General features: G+C 43.8%; 17 protein-coding genes. 16 read left to right on the forward strand and 1 reads right to left on the reverse strand.

The window, feature by feature from the left end; genetic code table 11:
• Positions 1-21: 21 nt before the first annotated feature.
• The 11 genes from MHI14_RS12465 to MHI14_RS12515 all read left to right on the forward strand — a co-directional run bounded on the left by MHI14_RS12465 (position 22) and on the right by MHI14_RS12515 (position 13,883).
• Complete coding sequence (locus MHI14_RS12465) at positions 22-2,742, forward strand: family 78 glycoside hydrolase catalytic domain (RefSeq protein ID WP_445670364.1); 2,721 nt, start codon at positions 22-24, stop codon at positions 2,740-2,742.
• A 115-nt stretch (positions 2,743-2,857) separates the two neighbouring features.
• Complete coding sequence (locus MHI14_RS12470; protein WP_339309861.1) at positions 2,858-3,334, forward strand: putative immunity protein; 477 nt, start codon at positions 2,858-2,860, stop codon at positions 3,332-3,334.
• Positions 3,315-3,848 carry a GNAT family N-acetyltransferase gene (locus tag MHI14_RS12475; protein ID WP_341130393.1) on the forward strand — a complete coding sequence of 178 codons (534 nt, stop codon included), beginning with the start codon at positions 3,315-3,317 and terminating at the stop codon, positions 3,846-3,848. The genes MHI14_RS12470 and MHI14_RS12475 overlap by 20 nt, the downstream gene beginning before the upstream one ends.
• Before the next feature lie 140 nt (positions 3,849-3,988).
• Positions 3,989-5,077: an acyltransferase gene (locus MHI14_RS12480; protein WP_341130394.1), complete on the forward strand. Its 1,089-nt coding sequence runs from the start codon at positions 3,989-3,991 to the stop codon at positions 5,075-5,077.
• 166 nt (positions 5,078-5,243) lie between these two features.
• On the forward strand, positions 5,244-5,804 hold the full coding sequence (locus tag MHI14_RS12485) for an AAA family ATPase (RefSeq protein WP_091029185.1): 561 nt from the start codon (positions 5,244-5,246) through the stop codon (positions 5,802-5,804).
• A 57-nt stretch (positions 5,805-5,861) separates the two neighbouring features.
• Positions 5,862-6,167, forward strand: a complete 306-nt coding sequence (locus MHI14_RS12490; protein ID WP_341130395.1) for a hypothetical protein — start codon at positions 5,862-5,864, stop codon at positions 6,165-6,167.
• Positions 6,168-6,391: 224 nt separating this feature from the next.
• On the forward strand, positions 6,392-7,231 hold the full coding sequence (gene licT / locus MHI14_RS12495; protein WP_036613486.1) for a BglG family transcription antiterminator LicT: 840 nt from the start codon (positions 6,392-6,394) through the stop codon (positions 7,229-7,231).
• A 168-nt stretch (positions 7,232-7,399) separates the two neighbouring features.
• Positions 7,400-9,337, forward strand: a complete 1,938-nt coding sequence (locus MHI14_RS12500; RefSeq protein WP_341130396.1) for a beta-glucoside-specific PTS transporter subunit IIABC — start codon at positions 7,400-7,402, stop codon at positions 9,335-9,337.
• A 443-nt stretch (positions 9,338-9,780) separates the two neighbouring features.
• Entirely contained in the window at positions 9,781-11,694 is a 1,914-nt protein-coding gene (locus tag MHI14_RS12505) for a beta-glucoside-specific PTS transporter subunit IIABC (RefSeq protein WP_341130397.1), read from the forward strand.
• 34 nt (positions 11,695-11,728) lie between these two features.
• A complete protein-coding gene (locus MHI14_RS12510) occupies positions 11,729-13,171 on the forward strand; it encodes a 6-phospho-beta-glucosidase (protein WP_341130398.1) in 1,443 nt (480 codons plus the stop codon).
• Between the two features lie 313 nt (positions 13,172-13,484).
• Entirely contained in the window at positions 13,485-13,883 is a 399-nt protein-coding gene (locus MHI14_RS12515) for a RidA family protein (RefSeq protein WP_133385236.1), read from the forward strand.
• A 119-nt stretch (positions 13,884-14,002) separates the two neighbouring features.
• Here the strand turns inward: MHI14_RS12515 and MHI14_RS12520 are convergent, their stop codons facing one another.
• On the reverse strand, positions 14,003-15,163 hold the full coding sequence (locus MHI14_RS12520) for a S8 family peptidase (protein ID WP_133385235.1): 1,161 nt from the start codon (positions 15,161-15,163) through the stop codon (positions 14,003-14,005).
• 210 nt (positions 15,164-15,373) lie between these two features.
• On the opposite strand from MHI14_RS12520, the gene MHI14_RS12525 reads away from it, so the two are divergent.
• From MHI14_RS12525 to MHI14_RS12545, 5 genes are all read left to right on the forward strand, one after another.
• Complete coding sequence (locus tag MHI14_RS12525) at positions 15,374-15,898, forward strand: GNAT family N-acetyltransferase (protein WP_341130399.1); 525 nt, start codon at positions 15,374-15,376, stop codon at positions 15,896-15,898.
• Between the two features lie 50 nt (positions 15,899-15,948).
• On the forward strand, positions 15,949-16,407 hold the full coding sequence (locus tag MHI14_RS12530; RefSeq protein WP_341130400.1) for an SMI1/KNR4 family protein: 459 nt from the start codon (positions 15,949-15,951) through the stop codon (positions 16,405-16,407).
• A gap of 76 nt (positions 16,408-16,483) precedes the next feature.
• Entirely contained in the window at positions 16,484-17,341 is an 858-nt protein-coding gene (locus tag MHI14_RS12535; RefSeq protein ID WP_206105759.1) for a Cof-type HAD-IIB family hydrolase, read from the forward strand.
• Positions 17,342-17,519: 178 nt separating this feature from the next.
• On the forward strand, positions 17,520-18,785 hold the full coding sequence (locus tag MHI14_RS12540; RefSeq protein WP_339309851.1) for a YncE family protein: 1,266 nt from the start codon (positions 17,520-17,522) through the stop codon (positions 18,783-18,785).
• Positions 18,786-18,803: 18 nt separating this feature from the next.
• Positions 18,804-19,070, forward strand: a complete 267-nt coding sequence (locus MHI14_RS12545; RefSeq protein WP_339309850.1) for a hypothetical protein — start codon at positions 18,804-18,806, stop codon at positions 19,068-19,070.
• Positions 19,071-19,122: the final 52 nt, after the last annotated feature.

A 19,122-nucleotide genomic window follows, 5' to 3' on the forward strand; every position in this document is an offset into this window, starting at 1 on the left:
GATGGAAAGGACGATCTGCTAATGTTCAACGTGAGTCACCTTCGCTGTGAGTATAGAATCAACCCGATTGGTCTCGATGTAAAATCACCGAGATTAAGCTGGCAGTTGCAGTCCGATCGTCGGAACTGTATGCAATCTGCTTACCAGGTACAGCTGTCCCTGACGGAAGATTTTGATGGGATTACATGGGATTCTGGTGAGATAAGCACGGATCAATCCATACATGTGGAACTAAACCATTTTCAGCCTTCTCCGGTAACGCGATACTATTACCGGATTAGGGCATGGGATGATACAGGAAGTGATTCGGACTGGTCCGAAACGGCCTATTTCGAGATGGGACTTATGGATCGTCATAACAAGTGGAAAGCAGAATGGATCACAGCTCAACCAATAGATGATGGAGATACGTCATGCCCGCGTATGCGCAGGCAGTTTAATGTAAAACAGCCAGTTACGTCTGCCAGAATATATGTGACAGCACTTGGATTATACGAGTTGCATATGAACAACACAAGAGTAGGAGAAGATTATTTTACACCTGGTTGGACCTCTTATCGTAAGCGATTACAATATCAAACCTATGATGTAACTCATCTACTTCAGGATGGGCAGAACATATTAGGCGCTTATCTGGGTGATGGCTGGTACCGAGGGTATCTCGGCTGGAACAAAGAACGGGAGATATATGGTTCAACGTCCGCATTGCTGCTGGAACTGCATATGAAATACGCAGATGGATCGGAGGAATGGATTTTATCTGGTGGGGATTGGACCGCTGCTCCTAGTGCGATTCGTATGTCGGACATCTATATGGGGGAGACGTATGATGCACAAATGGAGTCTGATTGGTCGGATTCATCTCAGACGAATTGGGCACCTGTGAACGTACTGGATCATCCCAAAGATATCATCGTTGCGCAGGAGAACGTACCCGTCACCCAAGTAGAACAGCTACAGCCAATCGCTTTGTTAACAACCCCACAGGGAGATCGTGTAATAGATATGGGGCAGAATATGGTGGGATGGGTGAGATTCAGCATTCAAGGTAAGGAGGGTCAGACGGTTGAGCTGCACCATGCTGAGATATTGGATCATCAAGGCAACTTCTACACCAATAATCTTCGCGCCGCCAAGCAGTGTATTCGCTACACTTGCAAGGGGGATGGAGTGGAAACATTTGAGCCGCATTTTACGTTCCAAGGGTTCCGATATGTGAAGCTGGTTGGCTTCCCGGAACACGTTTGTCTGGATGAATTCACCGGAATAGTGCTGCACTCGAATATGGAGCAAATAGGTCAGTTCTCATGCTCCAGTCCACTGGTGAACCAACTGCATCACAATATATTGTGGGGGCAAAAGGGGAATTTCCTTGATGTGCCGACAGACTGTCCACAGAGGGATGAACGGCTCGGATGGACCGGGGATGCACAGATGTTTATCCGCACGTCCTCCTACCTGATGAATACGGCTCCCTTCTTCACCAAATGGCTGCGGGATCTGGAAGCGGATCAGGGAGAAGATGGCGGTATTCCATTCTTTGTTCCGGATCTGAGAAGTTCCACCTCAGAAGGGTGGGGAGACACCAGTCATTCCTCCGCCGCTTGGGGTGATGCAGCAGTCATCTGTCCTTGGACCATCTATGAGATGTATGGGGATGCCAGATTGCTGGCCGAACAATATGAGAGTATGAAGCGGTGGGTTGAGTATATTCACGCGCAGGGTGACAATCCGTACCTGTGGAACACGGGATTCCACTTTGGCGATTGGCTGGGACTGGACTCCAAGCCCGATAGTTATGTCGGCGCAACGGACACGGATTATGTGGCAACTGCATTCTATGCCTATTCGGTTTCGTTAACACAAAAAGCGGCTGAGGTACTTGGAAAGACAGACGATGCAGAATATTACAAGCAGTTGCATACAAACATTGTTCATGCGTTTCGAAATGAATTCGTGACTCCAGCTGGCAAAATTGCTGTTCCTACGCAAACAGCACATGTTCTTGCGCTCCAATTTGACCTGCTGGACGCCACTGCCCGAACTCGTGCTGTTGATCAATTGGCGAAACTCGTGAAAGAGGCGGGGAATCATCTTACTACAGGCTTCGTGGGCACACCTTATCTAAATCCGGTGCTGAGTGATGTGGGACTTCACGACCTGGCTTATACATTACTTTTTCAAGAGGATTATCCATCCTGGCTATATCAGGTGACTCAAGGCGCAACGACTGTCTGGGAACATTGGGATGGGATCAAAGAGGATGGAAGTCTCTGGAGTGCTGATATGAACTCATTTAACCACTATGCGTACGGTGCGATTGGAGAATGGTTGTATCGGTATGTTGCTGGCATTCGGTCCGATGAACATCAGCCAGGATTCCGAATGGTGCATATCGAGCCGCAACCCGGGCCTGGACTGGATTGGGTAGAAGCGAGTCTGGAGACGATGTATGGTCAAGTTGCTTCAAGCTGGCACCGGCTGGCGGAGGGTGAAATGGAGATTCGGGTGCATATTCCCGCCAACACAAGAGGTACGGTACGTCTTCCTGGAGCAGGTGCACAGATCGTTCTGGAGCAAGGGAACCCGTTGGATCAGGTAAGTGAAGTCGAGAATATTCAAAGTATTGGAGACGATGTTGAAGTCACACTTGGATCTGGGAGTTACCAATTCACGTACAAAGACACGGATACGAAGAATGAACGGGGTGTTCAGGAGGCAACATTGACAGAGTCCGTATAATGATAGAAAAAGCGATAAGAGGTACACTTGAAGAGGATCTGCACACACGCAGGTCCTTTTTGGAACTTGTCTGAGAGTGAATTTGTAGTATTTGAACAATGAAAGGAGCATGACCATGGCAGAACCTGCATTCAAAGATGTACCTTTGCGCCGCGATATAGAGGATTTGGCTAAGCAACAAGATCACCATACATTGGCCTGTTGGGCTACGGAGTCTGCGGCACGTGTCTTGCCTATATTTGAGGCGTACCAGTTGGAGGATCTCCGCGCCCGTGATGCCATTAATGCAGGAAGAGGTTGGATCCGTGGAGAGGTTACCATGGTTGATGCTCGAAAGGCCGCTTTTGCAGCTCATGCTGCTGCACGGGAAGCCGATAATATCGCTGCCTCTAGTGCATCTCGTGCGGCGGGACACGCAGCTGCAACGGCCCATGTCAAAGGCCATGCGGTGCATGCCGCAACGTATGCAGTGAAAGCTATCTTTTATGACTGTTTGATGGAAGAGCAAGAACGTCGTGTCCTGGAAGAGAGAACGTGGCAATATCAATATCTGTTGGGAGGAAATACGGGTCATGGGGAAAGAACACGTTAGATTAATTAAACCATCACAAGCATATAAGGATGCGTATTTGGCATTTTATGAAGACTGGATCAGAAGTGGAGAATTGATGGTACCTTGGGTCATTTCCAAAGAACCTTATGCGTTCGATGAGATGTTGGCGTTTTTGCAGCGCAATGAACAAGGGATTGACATCCCGGAAGGCTGGGTCAAAGACAGTACATACTGGCTGGTCACGGAGAGTCAACAAATCGTGGGTGCCGTCAATATAAGGCATGAGCTTAACGACAAATTGTTCAACAGTGGAGGGCATATTGGATATGGTATTCGTCCAGGAGAGCGGCAAAGTGGCTATGGTTCCGAAATACTCAGGCTTTCTTTGGAGAAAACGAGAGAGCTTGGAATTACCAAAGTATTGATCGTATGCGATGCGGTTAATGAGCCTTCCAGAAGGGTTATCCTTCGAAATGGTGGCATTCGGGATGAAGACTATGTGGAGTCAAATGGCAACATTGTTGAACGATTCTGGATAGAAAATGTCGAATAATGCAGAATAATGATGTGATATAACGAAAATAATATGGATTATGATTGTATTACCCTCGTGTGCTGATTAAAATGAAGCATAGAATCTGGATTGCGGCCGGAAACTATCATCCCATATCAGGCACAAGTGAGGTTATCTTTATGAATCAACCGGTTTATCGGCCCCGGCGAATTGAGTACCTGGATCTCTATCGTGCGTTTGCCATCATGGCAGTGGTAGCTATTCATGCAACTTCAACTGCAGTTGCGCATTACCCCAAGCATACATTAGATCATGATGTGTATTATTTTTGGAACACGTTTTTGCAATTTGCTGTTCCAGCGTTTCTGTTCCTTTCATCCCTTGTCTTGTTCTACAACTACAGCTCCAAGGTGAATGAGAAGGGTTGGATGCTCGCTTTTTATAAGAAGCGTTTATTTAATGTATTTGTACCCTATGTGGTGTGGTCCCTTATCTACTTTGCTATTAAACAGTTGCTTGCGGGCAAAGAACCTTTGACCCATGGTGTTCAATTTGCCAAACAATTAGTGATGGGAACCGCTCATACGCACTTGTACTTTTTTTTGATTATTCTTCAATTCTATATCGTTTTTCCATGGCTTCTGTCCCTTACACGCCATCGTTTGTTTAATCGTTATTTGCCATTATTTTTTATTGCTGGCCAAGCGATCTTCTATGCACTACATTTGCAGTTTCACTTCGAACGGACAGGAAGTTTGTTACCCAGTTATCTGATCGTGATTGGATTTGGCGCATGGGTTGGGTTGAACTTTGAGTGGGCATTGAAGAAACTATATGCTCACCGTTATGTGCTTATAGTTGCATTGTTGAGCGGAGGTGCCATTTTTATATATGGTAATGCTTATATCAAAACCGCTTTCGCTGCATACCCGGTTATTATCTATACCGTGCTGTTCCTGTTCCGAAATCTGTTTACGCTGTCAGCCTGCTTGCTCCTTCTGATCTTTACTGAACGAATCGGCACAGGAAAACATACCGAAGTTCGTAAAGCTACGCATGTTTTGGACTCCTTGGGTACCGTTGCATTTGGTGTATTTTTAATGCATCCACTCGTACTGCTCTTCTGGAGACGTGAATTCACAGATGAACTGGCTCGGCACTTCAGCGTAGGCATCATACTATCTTATGTTGTAGCGCTCCTAATCTCATGGATCTGCGCGATGGGATTGCGCCGGATGAAGTGGGGATGGGTACTGATTGGACGTTAAGTTAAAATAAACATATGTCATTTAAGATAAGAGATTTCAAGCCCTCACGCGTTGAGGGAATCACTTGAAACCTCTTTTTTATTTGCCCTAAAGAAGGTATTATAGAGTTTAATGTCCATAAAATTGAATTAATGGAATGAACACTACCTTGTCAGGAGTGATCGAAATGAAATTGGTGATTATTTTTGGTCCGCAGGCTGTGGGCAAAATGACGGTTGGGCAAGAACTGGAGAAGATAACAAAGCTTAAATTGTTTCATAACCATATGACCATTGAATTGGTGTCTCCTTATTTCAGCTATGGTACACCACAAGGCAAAAGACTGGTGAGCCTGTTCCGGCAGGAGATTTTTGAAGAAGTGGCAAAGAGTGATTTGCCGGGTCTGATTTTTACTTTTGTATGGGCGTTTGATTTGGCGAAAGACGGAGAGTACATCCGTCAAATCAGGGAGTTATTCGAATCTAATGGAGGACAGGTCTGTTATGTGGAACTGGAAGCCGATGCATCGGAAAGATTGGAGCGCAATAAAAGTCCGCATCGCCTGTTACATAAGCCAACAAAGCGAGACATCGCGTGGTCTGAGCGAGATTTACTAGATACGATGAAGCATTATCGACTGAATTCGGAACCTGGAGAAATCACGCATGAGCACTACATACGGATTGATAACACACACAAGAGCCCGGATGAGGTGGCAAAGTTAATTCAGGAACGATTTAATTTGTAATCTATCAAACGTTTATCTTAGCAGAGTAGATATTTTATATGAGAGGGGGCATTACATATGTATTTCGTTATTTTTTTGCTCATTGGACTTGTTTTATGTTATCTGATCCCATTTGGTCCGATAGTGGCCGGGGGCATTATTTTTGCACTTGTTGTAGACCAATACCGCCACACGATGCATATGCGTGAAGATATCCGAGACATCAAGAATCATCTGGGGCTAATGAACAAAGGCGAGGCGCAAGAGTACGAGTTGGATAAAGAATACACTCAAGTTGATCGTTTGGATGCAGAAGAAATGAACATGATTAATCGAAGAATTGAAGCCGAACTGGAGAAAGGAAGCAAAAACAATAAACCGTGAATCCTTGTAAAATAATTCTTGTTTTGCACACTCCTGTGAGTATATTTACCTAGATCAGGAGTCATGTTAATACGATATTAACTTTTTGTTGCACTGTGTAGAAATTTGTAATATTATGAGGGAAGCGCGTACAACATATCGGGTTGTAACTGTTGAATCAGGCAAAGCCGTATACCTTGAGAAAAGGGATTGGTTTGTCTTTTTCTGTATATTGGAGTGATAAAGTGAAAATCGAGAAGGTGCTGAACAATAATGCTGTAGTTGCAATGAATGACGAACAGGAAGTTATTATCATTGGCCGGGGGATTGCTTATCAGAAGCGGGCGGGTGATATGGTTTCCGAGCAGCATATCGATAAGATATTTACTTTACAGAATGAAGATATTCAGGAAAACTTCAAGGCATTAATCTCAAGCATTCCTCTGGAATACATGAAAGTATCTGAGGAAATCATCGCTTACGCCAAATTAAAACTTGGCAAGAAATTAAATGAGAGCATTTACTTACATCTCACAGACCATATTCACTTTGCCATTGAGCGGTATCGCAAGAATCTGCCCATACGCAACGGGTTAATCTGGGAGACAAAGCAGTTATACAAAGAGGAATATGAAGTCGGAATGGAAGCGCTCAATATGATCTGTGATCAGTTTGGTGTGATCTTGCCCGAGGACGAAGCCGGTTTTATGGCACTTCACTTTGTGAATGCAGCTTTGAACGAGGAAATGCCCAACATCAAGAGTATGACGCAGGTCATGCAAGAAATCTTGACAATCATCAAGTATCATTTCAAGATTGATTTTGATGAGAACTCACTAACATTTTATCGCTTTGTGACGCATTTGAAGTTTTTCGCTCAACGTTTGGTGAAGGGAAAACATTACAAGAGCAACAACGATGATGAACTGTTCCTGATGATTCAGAAAAAGTATCCGGCAGCACACAAGTGCTCGGAGAAAATTAAGAAATTCATTGAAAGCAACTACACGTATCAACTAACTGACGAAGAATTGATGTACTTAACGATCCATATTGAGAGAGTTGTGAATGCAACTTCTGAATAATCCCATAGATCAGCTTGCAGGGTTGCAACCACTAGGGCAAAACCTGAACGCTTGAATGACAGAACATACCGTTAACCGGATGTTCCATACATTCAGATGTTCAGGTTTTTTTATTCTCTCCAATAATGCTTTGAATCCGTGTCTAGCCAGAAAGGAAGAAAAGACTTCATGAAACACGAGCAATTAGCCAAAGACATTCTGTCTGGCGTTGGTGGTAAACAGAACATTAACAGTGTGGTGCACTGTGCGACCAGACTTCGTTTCAAATTAAAAAATGACAATAATGCCAAAACAGACGAACTCAAAAATTTACCTGGAGTCATAACAGTAATGCAAAGTGGGGGGCAATACCAGGTAGTTGTGGGTAACGAAGTGTCTGATGTATATAAAACCTTGTTACAGGTGGGTAATATGAATGCGGATGAACCGGTCTCAAGTGATGAGTCAGAATCTTCCGGTAAAAAAGAGAGTCTTTTGGGTCAGTTTATCGACTTGATCTCAGGTGTATTTACACCAATTCTCGGATTGCTAGCTGCAACAGGGATGATCAAAGGTTTCCTGTCCATGTTCACTTCTCTCGAATGGCTGGACCCGGCTTCAGGAACATATCAATTGTTGAATGCTGCAGGAGACTGTCTGTTCTACTTCTTCCCAATCTTCCTGGGTTACACAGCTATGAAAAAATTCGGTGGATCTCCATTCCTCGGGATGGCCATCGGAGCATCACTTGTATATCCGACCTTATCCGGTCTTAGTGGTGGGGAACCGCTCTATACGCTGTTTGCAGGCACATTGTTTGAATCACCGATTCATATCACGTTCCTGGGTATTCCCGTTATCTTGATGAGTTATTCCTCATCCGTTATTCCGATTATTATTGCTGCTTATTTTGGGGCAAAGGTAGAAGCGTTCTTCAAAAAGATCATTCCATCTGTTGTGAGAACGTTCCTCACGCCATTCTTTACGATTCTGATTGTTGTACCTGTAACATTCCTCTTGATTGGTCCAATCGCGACATGGGCAAGTCAGCTGATTGGTGCCGGGGTATCGGGTATTTATGACTTGAGTCCGTTGGTGACTGGTATTGTTGTTGGTGGATTGTGGCAAGTATTGGTTATCTTCGGGTTACACTGGGGTATCGTACCAATCATGTTGCTCAATCTGTCCACTCTGAAAGCAGATCCGATTCTGGCGATGATGTTTGCTGCTTCTTTTGCTCAGATTGGTGCCGTTCTTGGCGTTATGCTTAAAACAAAAAATACCAAACTCAAATCACTGGGTGTTCCTGCTTTTGTGTCCGGGATTTTTGGTGTAACTGAGCCTGCTATTTATGGTCTTACTTTGCCATTGAAAAAACCATTTATTATGAGTTGTATTGCTTCTGCAACTGCTGGTGGTATTATTGGCTTCGCAGGTTCCAAAATGTTTGTATTTGCTTCAGGAATCTTTGGTGTTCCAGCGCTGATTAGTCCTACAGAAGGGATCAACTATGAATTTTGGATGGCCATGATTGCCACTATCATTGCTTTTGTACTAGGCTTTGTTCTCGTTTATTTTGTAGGATTCAGAGATCCTGCTAATCCAGAGGCTGCCAAACAGGCTCCAGAGCCAGTAAAAGAAGAGAAGGCTTCACTTGAGCCTAATCCAAACAATCGTTACGAAATTGCCAGCCCGATGACGGGTGAGGTGGTTCCTTTGCAAGAAATTAACGATGCTACATTTGCTGGTGAACATATGGGTAAAGGAATTGCCATTCGTCCAACCAGTGGGAGAGTTGTATCCCCGATTAATGGTGTGGTACAGACGATTTACCGTACCAAACATGCAATTGGACTTGTAGATGATCAAGGTGTAGAGATTCTGATCCATATCGGTCAGGATACGGTACAGCTCAAAGGTCAACATTTCACTGCCCATGTGAAAGATGGAGATCGTGTGAGTGTTGGCGATCTGATTGTTGAATTCGATCTGCAGGCCATTATTGAGGCGGGTTATGAGACCGTAACACCGATTATTGTGACCAATACGGCTGATTATTTGGACGTAGTTGCTACAACAAATCGTGAAGTGCAAGAAAAGGATAAATTGGTTACCGTTATTGGTTAATTCTGCTTCAGTGCGTATTATAAATGTGGACATTATGCTATAAAGGGGCCCTTTTGATGCTTTCCGAAGGGTCTCTTTATAGCATTTTTGGTCACTTAAATGCATTTGTGAATTTAATAAAAATAAGTGTTGCAAACGTAGTTCAGATGTACTATGATGAGTTCAAGAAGTAAGCGCATACATCAATCGGGTTGTAACTGTTCAATCAGGCAATTCCGACCATCCTCAGTTAGAGGATATGGAATGCAACTTACTTTCGTTATCCAAATAATTAAATACCAATGTGTACAGCCTTACAGGGTTGCAACCGTTAAGGGCAAAACCTGAATTGCTGAATAACACGACTGATTTCCGGACGATCCGGTAAGTTGTGTATGTTCAGTGGTTCAGGTTTTATTTGTTTCAAAAGTCATGGGGAGTCTACTTAGAGAGGGAGAATTACAATGAGCAACTACGATCAATTAGCTAAAGACATTCTGTCACGTGTAGGTGGTCGCGAGAATGTAAACAGTGTATTCCATTGCGTAACAAGACTGCGGTTTAAACTAAAAAATGAAAGCGTAGCCAAAACGGAAGAACTTAAAAATCTGCCAGGTGTTATTACTGTCATGCAAAGTGGTGGACAATATCAAGTTGTTATCGGCAACGAAGTACCGGATGTATATAAAGCAGTCGTTAAAGTAGGGAATTTCCCAAGTGAAGGACAAGTTGAAGAAGAAACGGACAACTCAGGCAAAAAAGTAGGGTTGTTCAGTCGATTTATCGACATGATCTCCGGTGTGTTCACACCGTTACTCGGTTTGCTGGCTGCAACAGGTATGATCAAAGGTTTTACAGCCATGTTTTTATCCTTTGGATGGATTACGGAAGCTTCTGGAACGTACCAACTGTTGAATGCAACGGGTGACTGTCTGTTCTACTTCTTCCCAATCTTCCTTGGTTATACGGCAATCAAGAAATTTGGCGGTTCACCGTTCCTGGGAATGGCGATAGGTGCTTCGTTAGTTTATCCTTCGCTGTCCGGTTTGACTGCTGGAGATCCATTGTACACCCTGTTTGCAGGTACGTTAATTGAATCACCGATTCACATTACGTTCCTGGGTATTCCAGTTATTCTGATGAGTTATTCAACATCGGTTATTCCAATCATTATTGCTACATTCTTCGCAGTTAAAATTGAAAGATTCTTTAAAAATATTATTCCTAAAGTTGTTAGCACGTTCCTTGTTCCATTCTTTACATTGCTCGTTATCGTTCCGGCAACGTTCATACTGATTGGTCCAGTATCCACTTGGGCAGGCCAGTTGATTGGTGCAGGAGCAACAGGCATCTACGATCTAAGTCCAGTGGTTACAGGTTTGCTTATCGGTGGATTGTGGCAAGTGTTTGTACTGTTTGGACTCCACTGGGGACTCGTGCCAGTCATGCTTCTTAACTTGAGTACTTCTGGGGCTGATCCGGTAATTGCAATGTCTTTTGCTGCCTCCTTTGCTCAAATCGGTGCTGTACTTGCCGTTATACTGAAAACCAAAAATACGAAATTGAAATCTTTAGGTATTCCGGCCTTCATCTCTGGGATCTTCGGTGTAACCGAGCCAGCTATCTACGGTCTGACACTTCCACTGAAAAAACCATTTATCATGAGCTGTATTGCTGGTGGTATCGGTGGTGGTATCTTGGGACTGGCCGGGTCGAAATTGTACATCTTTGGTGGACTGGGCGTGTTCGGATTCCCAAGTTTCATTAATAAAGCAACAGGTGTTGATTCTGGTTTCTATATGGCTCTGGTTGCATGTGGTATCGCATTTATCCTTGGTTTTATTCTGACGTACGTGGTTGGATTCAAAGACAAAGTGGAAGTTACACCAGCTCCAGCACCTGTACTTGATCCTAATCCGAACAGCAGATACGAAATTGTAAGCCCAATGGCTGGTGAAGTTGTTGCATTGAACGAAATTAATGACATAACGTTTGCAGGAGAGCACATGGGTAAAGGGATTGCAATTCGTCCAACCAGTGGCAGAGTGGTATCTCCGATCACAGGTGTCGTTCAAACCGTATATCGTACCAAACACGCTATTGGTCTTGTAAGCGATGATGGTGTAGAGATGCTGATCCATATTGGACAGGATACGGTAAAGCTGAAAGGGGAACATTTTACAACCCATGTGAAGGACGGAGACCGCGTTAACGCTGGTGACCTGATTGTTGAGTTTGATCTGCAAGCGATTAAGGATGCAGGTTATGAGACGGTTACACCGATCATTGTCACGAATACTTCAAATTATCTGGACGTTGTAGGAACAAAAGATGCATCCGTTCATGAGAAAGATAAATTGATCACGGTATTAAGCTAATTGAAATCACAGATGGTTTAGGAGGAATGCCTCAATGAATGAAAAAATTACAGCCTTCCCGGAGAATTTTCTCTGGGGAGGAGCAACTGCAGCGAATCAATTGGAAGGTGCTTATCTGGAAGGTGGCAAAGGTTTAACAACGGTAGATCTGATTCCGATTGGTGCCAATCGATGGAATATTGCTCTGGGTAACCTGGATTCGTATGAGCCAAAAGCAGGGGAATTTTATCCTTCACATGAAGCCATCGACTTCTATCATCGATATAAGGAAGATATTGCGTTATTTGCTGAAATGGGATTTAAGTGCCTCAGGCTTTCCGTAGCCTGGGCACGGATTTTCCCTAATGGCGATGAAGCGGAACCAAACGAAGCAGGCTTACAATTTTATGATGATGTCTTTGATGAGTTATTGAAATACAACATTGAACCTGTCGTGACGATCTGCCATTTCGATGTACCTGTACATCTGGTCAAGACTTACGGCGGTTGGAAGAACCGCAAGATGATTGGTTTCTTTGAGAAATATGCAACGACTTTGTTCAATCGATACAAGAATAAAGTGAAATACTGGATGACGTTTAATGAAATCAATATGTTGCTGCATCTCCCGTACATTGGAGCGGGTATTGTTCTACAGGATGGTGAAAACAAAGAACAGGTTCTATATCAGGCAGCACATCATGAATTGGTAGCGAGTGCACTTGCTGTTAAGGCTTGTCATGATATCATTCCGGGTGCACTGATTGGTTGTATGTTAGCCGCTGGAATGGTGTATCCATACAGCTCTAATCCAAATGACGTGTGGAAGGCGATGGAGAAAGACCGTGAATCGTTCTTCTTCATCGACGTGCAATCGAAGGGAGCATATCCGGGTTATACTAAAAGATTTTTCAGGGAAAATGATATTCGAATTGAAATGCATCCGGAAGATGCGGAGATTTTGATGCAGAATACGGTTGATTATATCGGTTTTAGCTACTATGCAAGCCGCTGTACAAGTACGGACCCTGAGATTTTGAAAGATTCGACAGAAGGCAATGTATTTGGTTCGGTGAAGAATCCATATCTTCAAGCATCTGAGTGGGGATGGACCATTGATCCTAAGGGGCTTCGAATTACGCTTAATCAACTGCATGACCGCTATGGCAAACCGTTGTTTATCGTAGAAAATGGACTTGGGGCAACCGATGTGTTGTTAGACAATGACTCCGTTGAAGATGACTATCGCATCGAATATTTGAATAGTCATTTTGCCGAGATGGCTGAAGCGATTCAAGACGGTGTAGAGCTCATAGGTTATACAAGCTGGGGACCGATTGACCTGGTCAGTGCGGGTACCGGAGAGATGAAGAAACGTTATGGCTATATCTATGTAGACAGAAATAATGATGGCACGGGCACACTTCGCAGAGTGAAAAAGAAGAGTTTTCACTGGTACAAAGATGTCATTGCGAGTAACGGCGCACAATATTTCTGATACAAGGTGTCCGACGCTATAGAATAGACAAAGAGCAGTCTCGTTATTACGGGATTGCTCTTTGTTTATGAGGGGATGAATTTGACCCATGATGTAGCTTTTAGATATAATAAAAAAATCAAGAGAATCTTGTCACTTAAGAAAGGGGAGCATTCACTCATGAAGAAAAAATCACTTGCATTTATATCTTCGGGATATGGATACTCCACTGCTGTCTTTTTCTAGAATCTATTCCAAGGGTGAAGTCTGCCCAAAATCGGAAGAAAACTAGGAAATAACGCAGAAAAATCTTAAGAATGATGAGGTAATCCAGATGAATATTGACAAAATTACTAGAAAAAATCCAGAAAATATGCCAGCTCCTGTAGGTCAGTACACGCATATTACCAGAATCCCGAGGAATGCAGAGTTATTTGTGACTTCGGGTCAAATTGGAGCAGATCGTAGTGGACTCTTTCCAGAGAGTCTGAATGAGCAAGTCACTAATACATTTAATAATATTAAAACGGTGCTCGAATCGGAGCATTTAGATGCTGAACATATTATCAAAGTGAACGTATGGGCAACCGAGAAAATCGATTGGGATTTCTTATATGCGGAGTGGGGACAATTATTTAGTACGGATTATCCTGCAATGACGATTGGATATATTACGGCGTTAGGTCTACCAGAGATTAAAATTGAAATAGAGCTTTGGGCAGCAAAGGTGTAACATCGAATACTTTTTAACCAAAAGAAGGAGCATCTCACTTACAGATGCCCCTTCTTTTTTTTATTCGTGAAAAATGGAAAGGATATGCCTTTGAGCAATCATGAGCGATAGTAAGTGTATTATGGCACCTGCAAGCTCTGATAGGCATTCAGTCGACCATACGTCCAATAGATCCCGGAGCCTGATACCGGATCAGAAGCGAAACACAGCGCATCACGGATCTGGGCATTTGTTTTCCCACGTGCAGCAAGAAGGGCAGCGACTCCAGCCACATGAGGAGCAGCCATGGAAGTCCCGCTAAGGTAGGCATAGGAACCACCCAGGTATGTGGATAGAATGGTATCACCCGGGGCAGCCATATCAACCCAGGAACCATAGTTGGAGAAATTGGATTTGAGATCGGAGGTGTTGGTTGAAGCGACAGCAATCACGTTGGGATACGATGCAGGTACAATAGGGAATGAAGTGTTGTCGTTACCGGCTGCAGCAATAATCACAGCTCCCCGATCCCAAGCATACTGTACCGCAGCTTGAAGGAAAGCATCTCCCATCGGACCACCGAGGCTCAGGTTAACAACCTGTACACCGTTATTGGCCGCATAGACAAGCCCGTTACCGACATTACCTACCGTTCCTTGCCCGTTGTTATCCAGTACCCGGAGCGGAACGATGGATGCGAGTGGTGCAACACCTGCGATACCCACACCATTGTTGGTAACGGAGGCAGCGATCCCGGCTACATGGGTGCCGTGACCGTTCCCGTCCTCAGGGATGTTATCATAATCAACATAATCATAACCGGGGAGAAGCTTGGAGGCCAATTCTGGGTGGTTCAACTGTACACCGGTATCGATAATGGCGATTTTGACAGAGCTGTTACTTTGAGTAATGTCCCATGCGGTGGGTGCATTAATTTTGGACAGGTTATACTGGTAAGGAAAGAACGGATCATTAGGGGTGAAGGATGCCTCAACGAGGTAATTCGGCTCAGCATGTTCAATCAGCTCATGATCTTTGTAATGTTTAAGCATCCGGTGCATTTTTTTGCGGGATTCCACACGGTACCATCCTAAATCTTCATAGGTCTCAGCGACCTTACATCTCCCTTTTTTGTGAAGGGTGTGCATCTCATCCTCCGTTGTACCTTCCTTGAATTTGACTAAGAGCTGCTTGGGAGCATGAGGGTGAAACTTGCTCTCGGCACGTCGGTCCAGATAACGATACACGAACACGATTATTGCTAGCAAAATGAAACCAAAAACACCTAACCATAACCACATGAGCGTTTCTCCCTCCAATATGGATTGTGACACGCCTTATCGTATGCGAACTCTATCAGACTGCGTGGGCACTCTTTCAATTTGGTTAGTAGTGTAGATAGATTGATAGGAAGGGATAAATTCGGTAAGATGATATGAAGAGAGCCGATCTGGCATGAACAAGATTCAAGAAGGGCCAAGAAGTAGCTCCTAATACAGAGGATAAGGAATGTGGATTTATTGACACAACTTCAGAGTATACCGACAGTCACACCAGTTCAGGCACACCAGATTCATGATGCCATTGATTTTGCCATGCGTGTACGCAGAGAAGTGTTTCCGATGCTGGATCATACGAGATTACCTGTGGACTTCGAGCAGTTCAGAGAACATTATCTGGATTCCGATGGTTCGGTCTTTCTTGTAGCAATGATGGGGGAAGCGGGTATCGTCGGAACGATTGGAATATTACCATATGATGGACGTATTCAGGCCGTAGACGGTCGATATGCAGCCCAATCCGCAGCCGAAATTGTGAAATGTTATGTAGATCCTGCGTATCGCAGATATGGCATTGGTTCCATGCTGGTAAAAGAACTGGAGAATGTGGTGAAGGATATGCGCTATACTACACTCTACTTGCATACACATCGCTTCTTGCCAGGAGCCGTAGATTTCTGGAAACGTCAAGAGTTTACGGTTATTGCTGAGGAAAATGATGACTGGCAAACTGTACATATGGACAAGTTGGGATGAAGGTAATCATAACTCAATGACATTACAATGGTATTGGAGGAGATCTATCCATGTATTCAAGTCTGATTGAGAAACTGGAACATACCGAGGCTATACGCTGGTTCCCGAACCATCAAGTTCAAGAGAGCTGGATTGTTGAAGTTGAACAAGAGTTGGGCTTTTCGTTACCCCCATCCTATCGCTGGTGGCTTCTGAATTATGGTCAAGCGCTGTTAAGCGGGACAGAAATTCTGACGATTACGTCTTCGGAACACCGAGAGTATACCGATGCTGACATTTTGTATAGATACCGACTTGCCGATGAAGACGCAAAGAAGGAAGGGAAGCTGGAGCTGTTTGTACCGGACGAGGATGAACATTACTACTTTGATACGCAGACGGCTGATCACCTTGGGGAGTATAAAGTGATGCGTTTGGATTACTTTAATGGGGAACCTGAGGTATACGCGGATTCTTTTGCCGGATTTTTGGAGAAGTTGATCGATCAGCGAACACCACGAAATAGGTAATTTTATATCAGGAAAATGCCTGTCGGCACTCGCTAAGTTAGACATAGACAACATTACATGACAGGGGCATAAGCAGATGCAAGAAATGAAGCGGAAAATTGTATTTATTGATATTGATGGCACATTGGTAGATGATGACGGAAACATTCCGTTGTCAGCACAGAAGGCTTGCAAACAGGCCAGAGAAAATGGACATTTGCTCTATTTATGTACAGGCCGGTCCAAGGCGGAAATCTATGATTCCATCTGGGATGTAGGGTTCGATGGCCTGATTGGTGCAGGTGGAGGTTATGTGGAGTTTGGCAAGGACGTGTTGTATCACAAAAGGGTAACAGCGGAAGACGTACGTCATATGGTTGATTTCTTCAACGAAAACGGCATTGACTTCTACCTTGAATCCAATTCGGCTCTGTATGCGAGTAGTAATCTGCAACCTCATTTGGAACGCCGTATCTATGGTGATGTGGAGAATGATCCTGTAGCCAGAGAGAAGAAGGAACTGAAGCCACACCCTTTTATTGCTGGATTGACTTATGGAGAGGCCGACCTGTACAAGGATGACGTGAACAAAGTATGTTTCTTGGAGAGCTCGGTCATCCCGTTTGAGCGAATCAAGCAGGAGTTCGAAGGCAAATTTGAAGTCATTCAGTGCACGGTGCCGATTTTTGGTGAAGGAAGTGGCGAGCTGATGATCCCAGGCATTCACAAAGCCATTGCAATCGCCGATCTGCTGAAGCATCTGGGCATGTCCCAAGAAGATACATTTGCCATCGGTGATGGCATGAATGATGCCGAGATGCTGGAGTTTTGTCACGTCGGCATTGCGATGGGTAATGCAAAGCCAGGTCTGAAAGCCATTGCAGACGATATTACTGGAACCGTTGAGGAAGATGGATTGTATCATAGTTTTGTGAAGTATGGATTGATCACTTGATAAAGAAAACAAGGTGAGAGATAAAAACGGTTAATACGTACACCCTTTGTCCCAAACCTTATTTTAGACCCTGCATATATTATTGCAGGGTCTTTATTTTGGTTTAAACAGATCAATTTATATTTTTACAAAAGGGTTCTAATCAAACCATAACATCTAAGTGAAGGAGAGAATCGAAATGGCCATTCTATCAACCGGACCCATTGAGAATAATGCCGTCAGTGATGTAAGGCCAACACAACAAGTTACCGTTAAAATTGATAACAGGAATTCTCTGGATGAATCCGTTGTTTTGATACAAGGGTATAATTTGACCGCTACGAGGACTTTATATGTCAGCGAGCAGATTTCACTTGCCCCGGATCAGGTAGTGACAAGATCTTATTTTGCCAATCTTGATGCATTTGAATTTGTCTTTACAGTTGAAGGTGTAGCCGTAGAGCAGACGGAGATTTCCGTGTGGGGCAAAAATGAAATCGGCCAGCTTGTTGCTGCACATCGATTAGTTTCTTCCGAACTTGAAATAGAGGGGGATAATACGTCAGTCAACCGCATATATGTAGCCAATTTTAATAGTAACGATGTTTCCGTCATTAATGGCGAAACGAATACGGTGATTGCTACCGTTCCTGTGGGGACGAATCCTGCAGGGATTGATGTCAATCCACTAACGAGTCGTGTTTATGTCGCAAACAGAGGCAGCAATACCATTTCCGTCATTAATAGTTTAACCAACGCAGTGATTGCTTCTGTTCCGGTTGGGAGTGAGGCAGGTGACGTAGGGGTCGATATAGCGACCAATGCTATTTATACGGCAAATTTTAATTCATTGGATACAACTGAAGATGTAACCGTTATTGATGGATTGACCAACACGGTGATTGATACTATTACTATTCCGGGACTCATTTTTTTAACGGGTATAGGCGTCAATTCCTTAACCAATCGGATCTATGCAGTAAATTTTAATTCTGATGCTGTGTCTGTGATCGATGGAATAACCAATACAGTGATTGCTACGATACCCGTTCAGGTTAATCCATTCCGCGTAGGGGTCAATCCAGCCACCAACCGTATTTATGTATCGAATTTTACCAGTAATACAGTTTCCGTTATTGATGGTGTGACGAATACCGTAATTGATACCATTCCGGTCGGCGTTACGCCAGCTGAAGTAGCGGTTAATACCTCCACAAACGCCATTTACGTACCAAATCGAGATACGGATAATGTTTCAGTAATTAGTGGATTAACCAATACGGTGATTGCTACTGTTCCTGTCGGAATTAATCCAAACGGAGCGGGCGCCAATCCGTTAACCAATCGAGTTTATATAAGCAATCAAGATGACAATACCATTTCTGTGATCGATGGCGAAACCAATACGGTGATTGCTACCATTCCGGTGGGGGCACGTCCGTTCGCAGTAGGTGTAAATCCGTAGAAAGGTGAGGGGATTCGTATGAAAGAAGTTATAATGGCATCAGACTTAATGGAGCAGCTGATCACCATGAACAAAGAAAATTCTGTATGCCAAGTTAGGATTCCAGGTAAGGGAATATATGCAATTGTATTACAGGGCGATTATTCAACTGTACCATTTTCAGATCAAATGTTGAGTGATACAGAGAACGAAGTGAGCGAAAAAATCAGATCAGAAAGGAACAGGCATCTCTTCAATGGAGGTGTCTATTTGCATAGTACTCAGACTACAGACAAGATCCAGTAAAGAACAACACTAAATGTTCCAACACAGAGGACAACAAGGAGCCCAAATAGAA

This window comes from Paenibacillus sp. FSL K6-2393, assembly GCF_038002545.1.
GTDB lineage: Bacteria > Bacillota > Bacilli > Paenibacillales > Paenibacillaceae > Paenibacillus.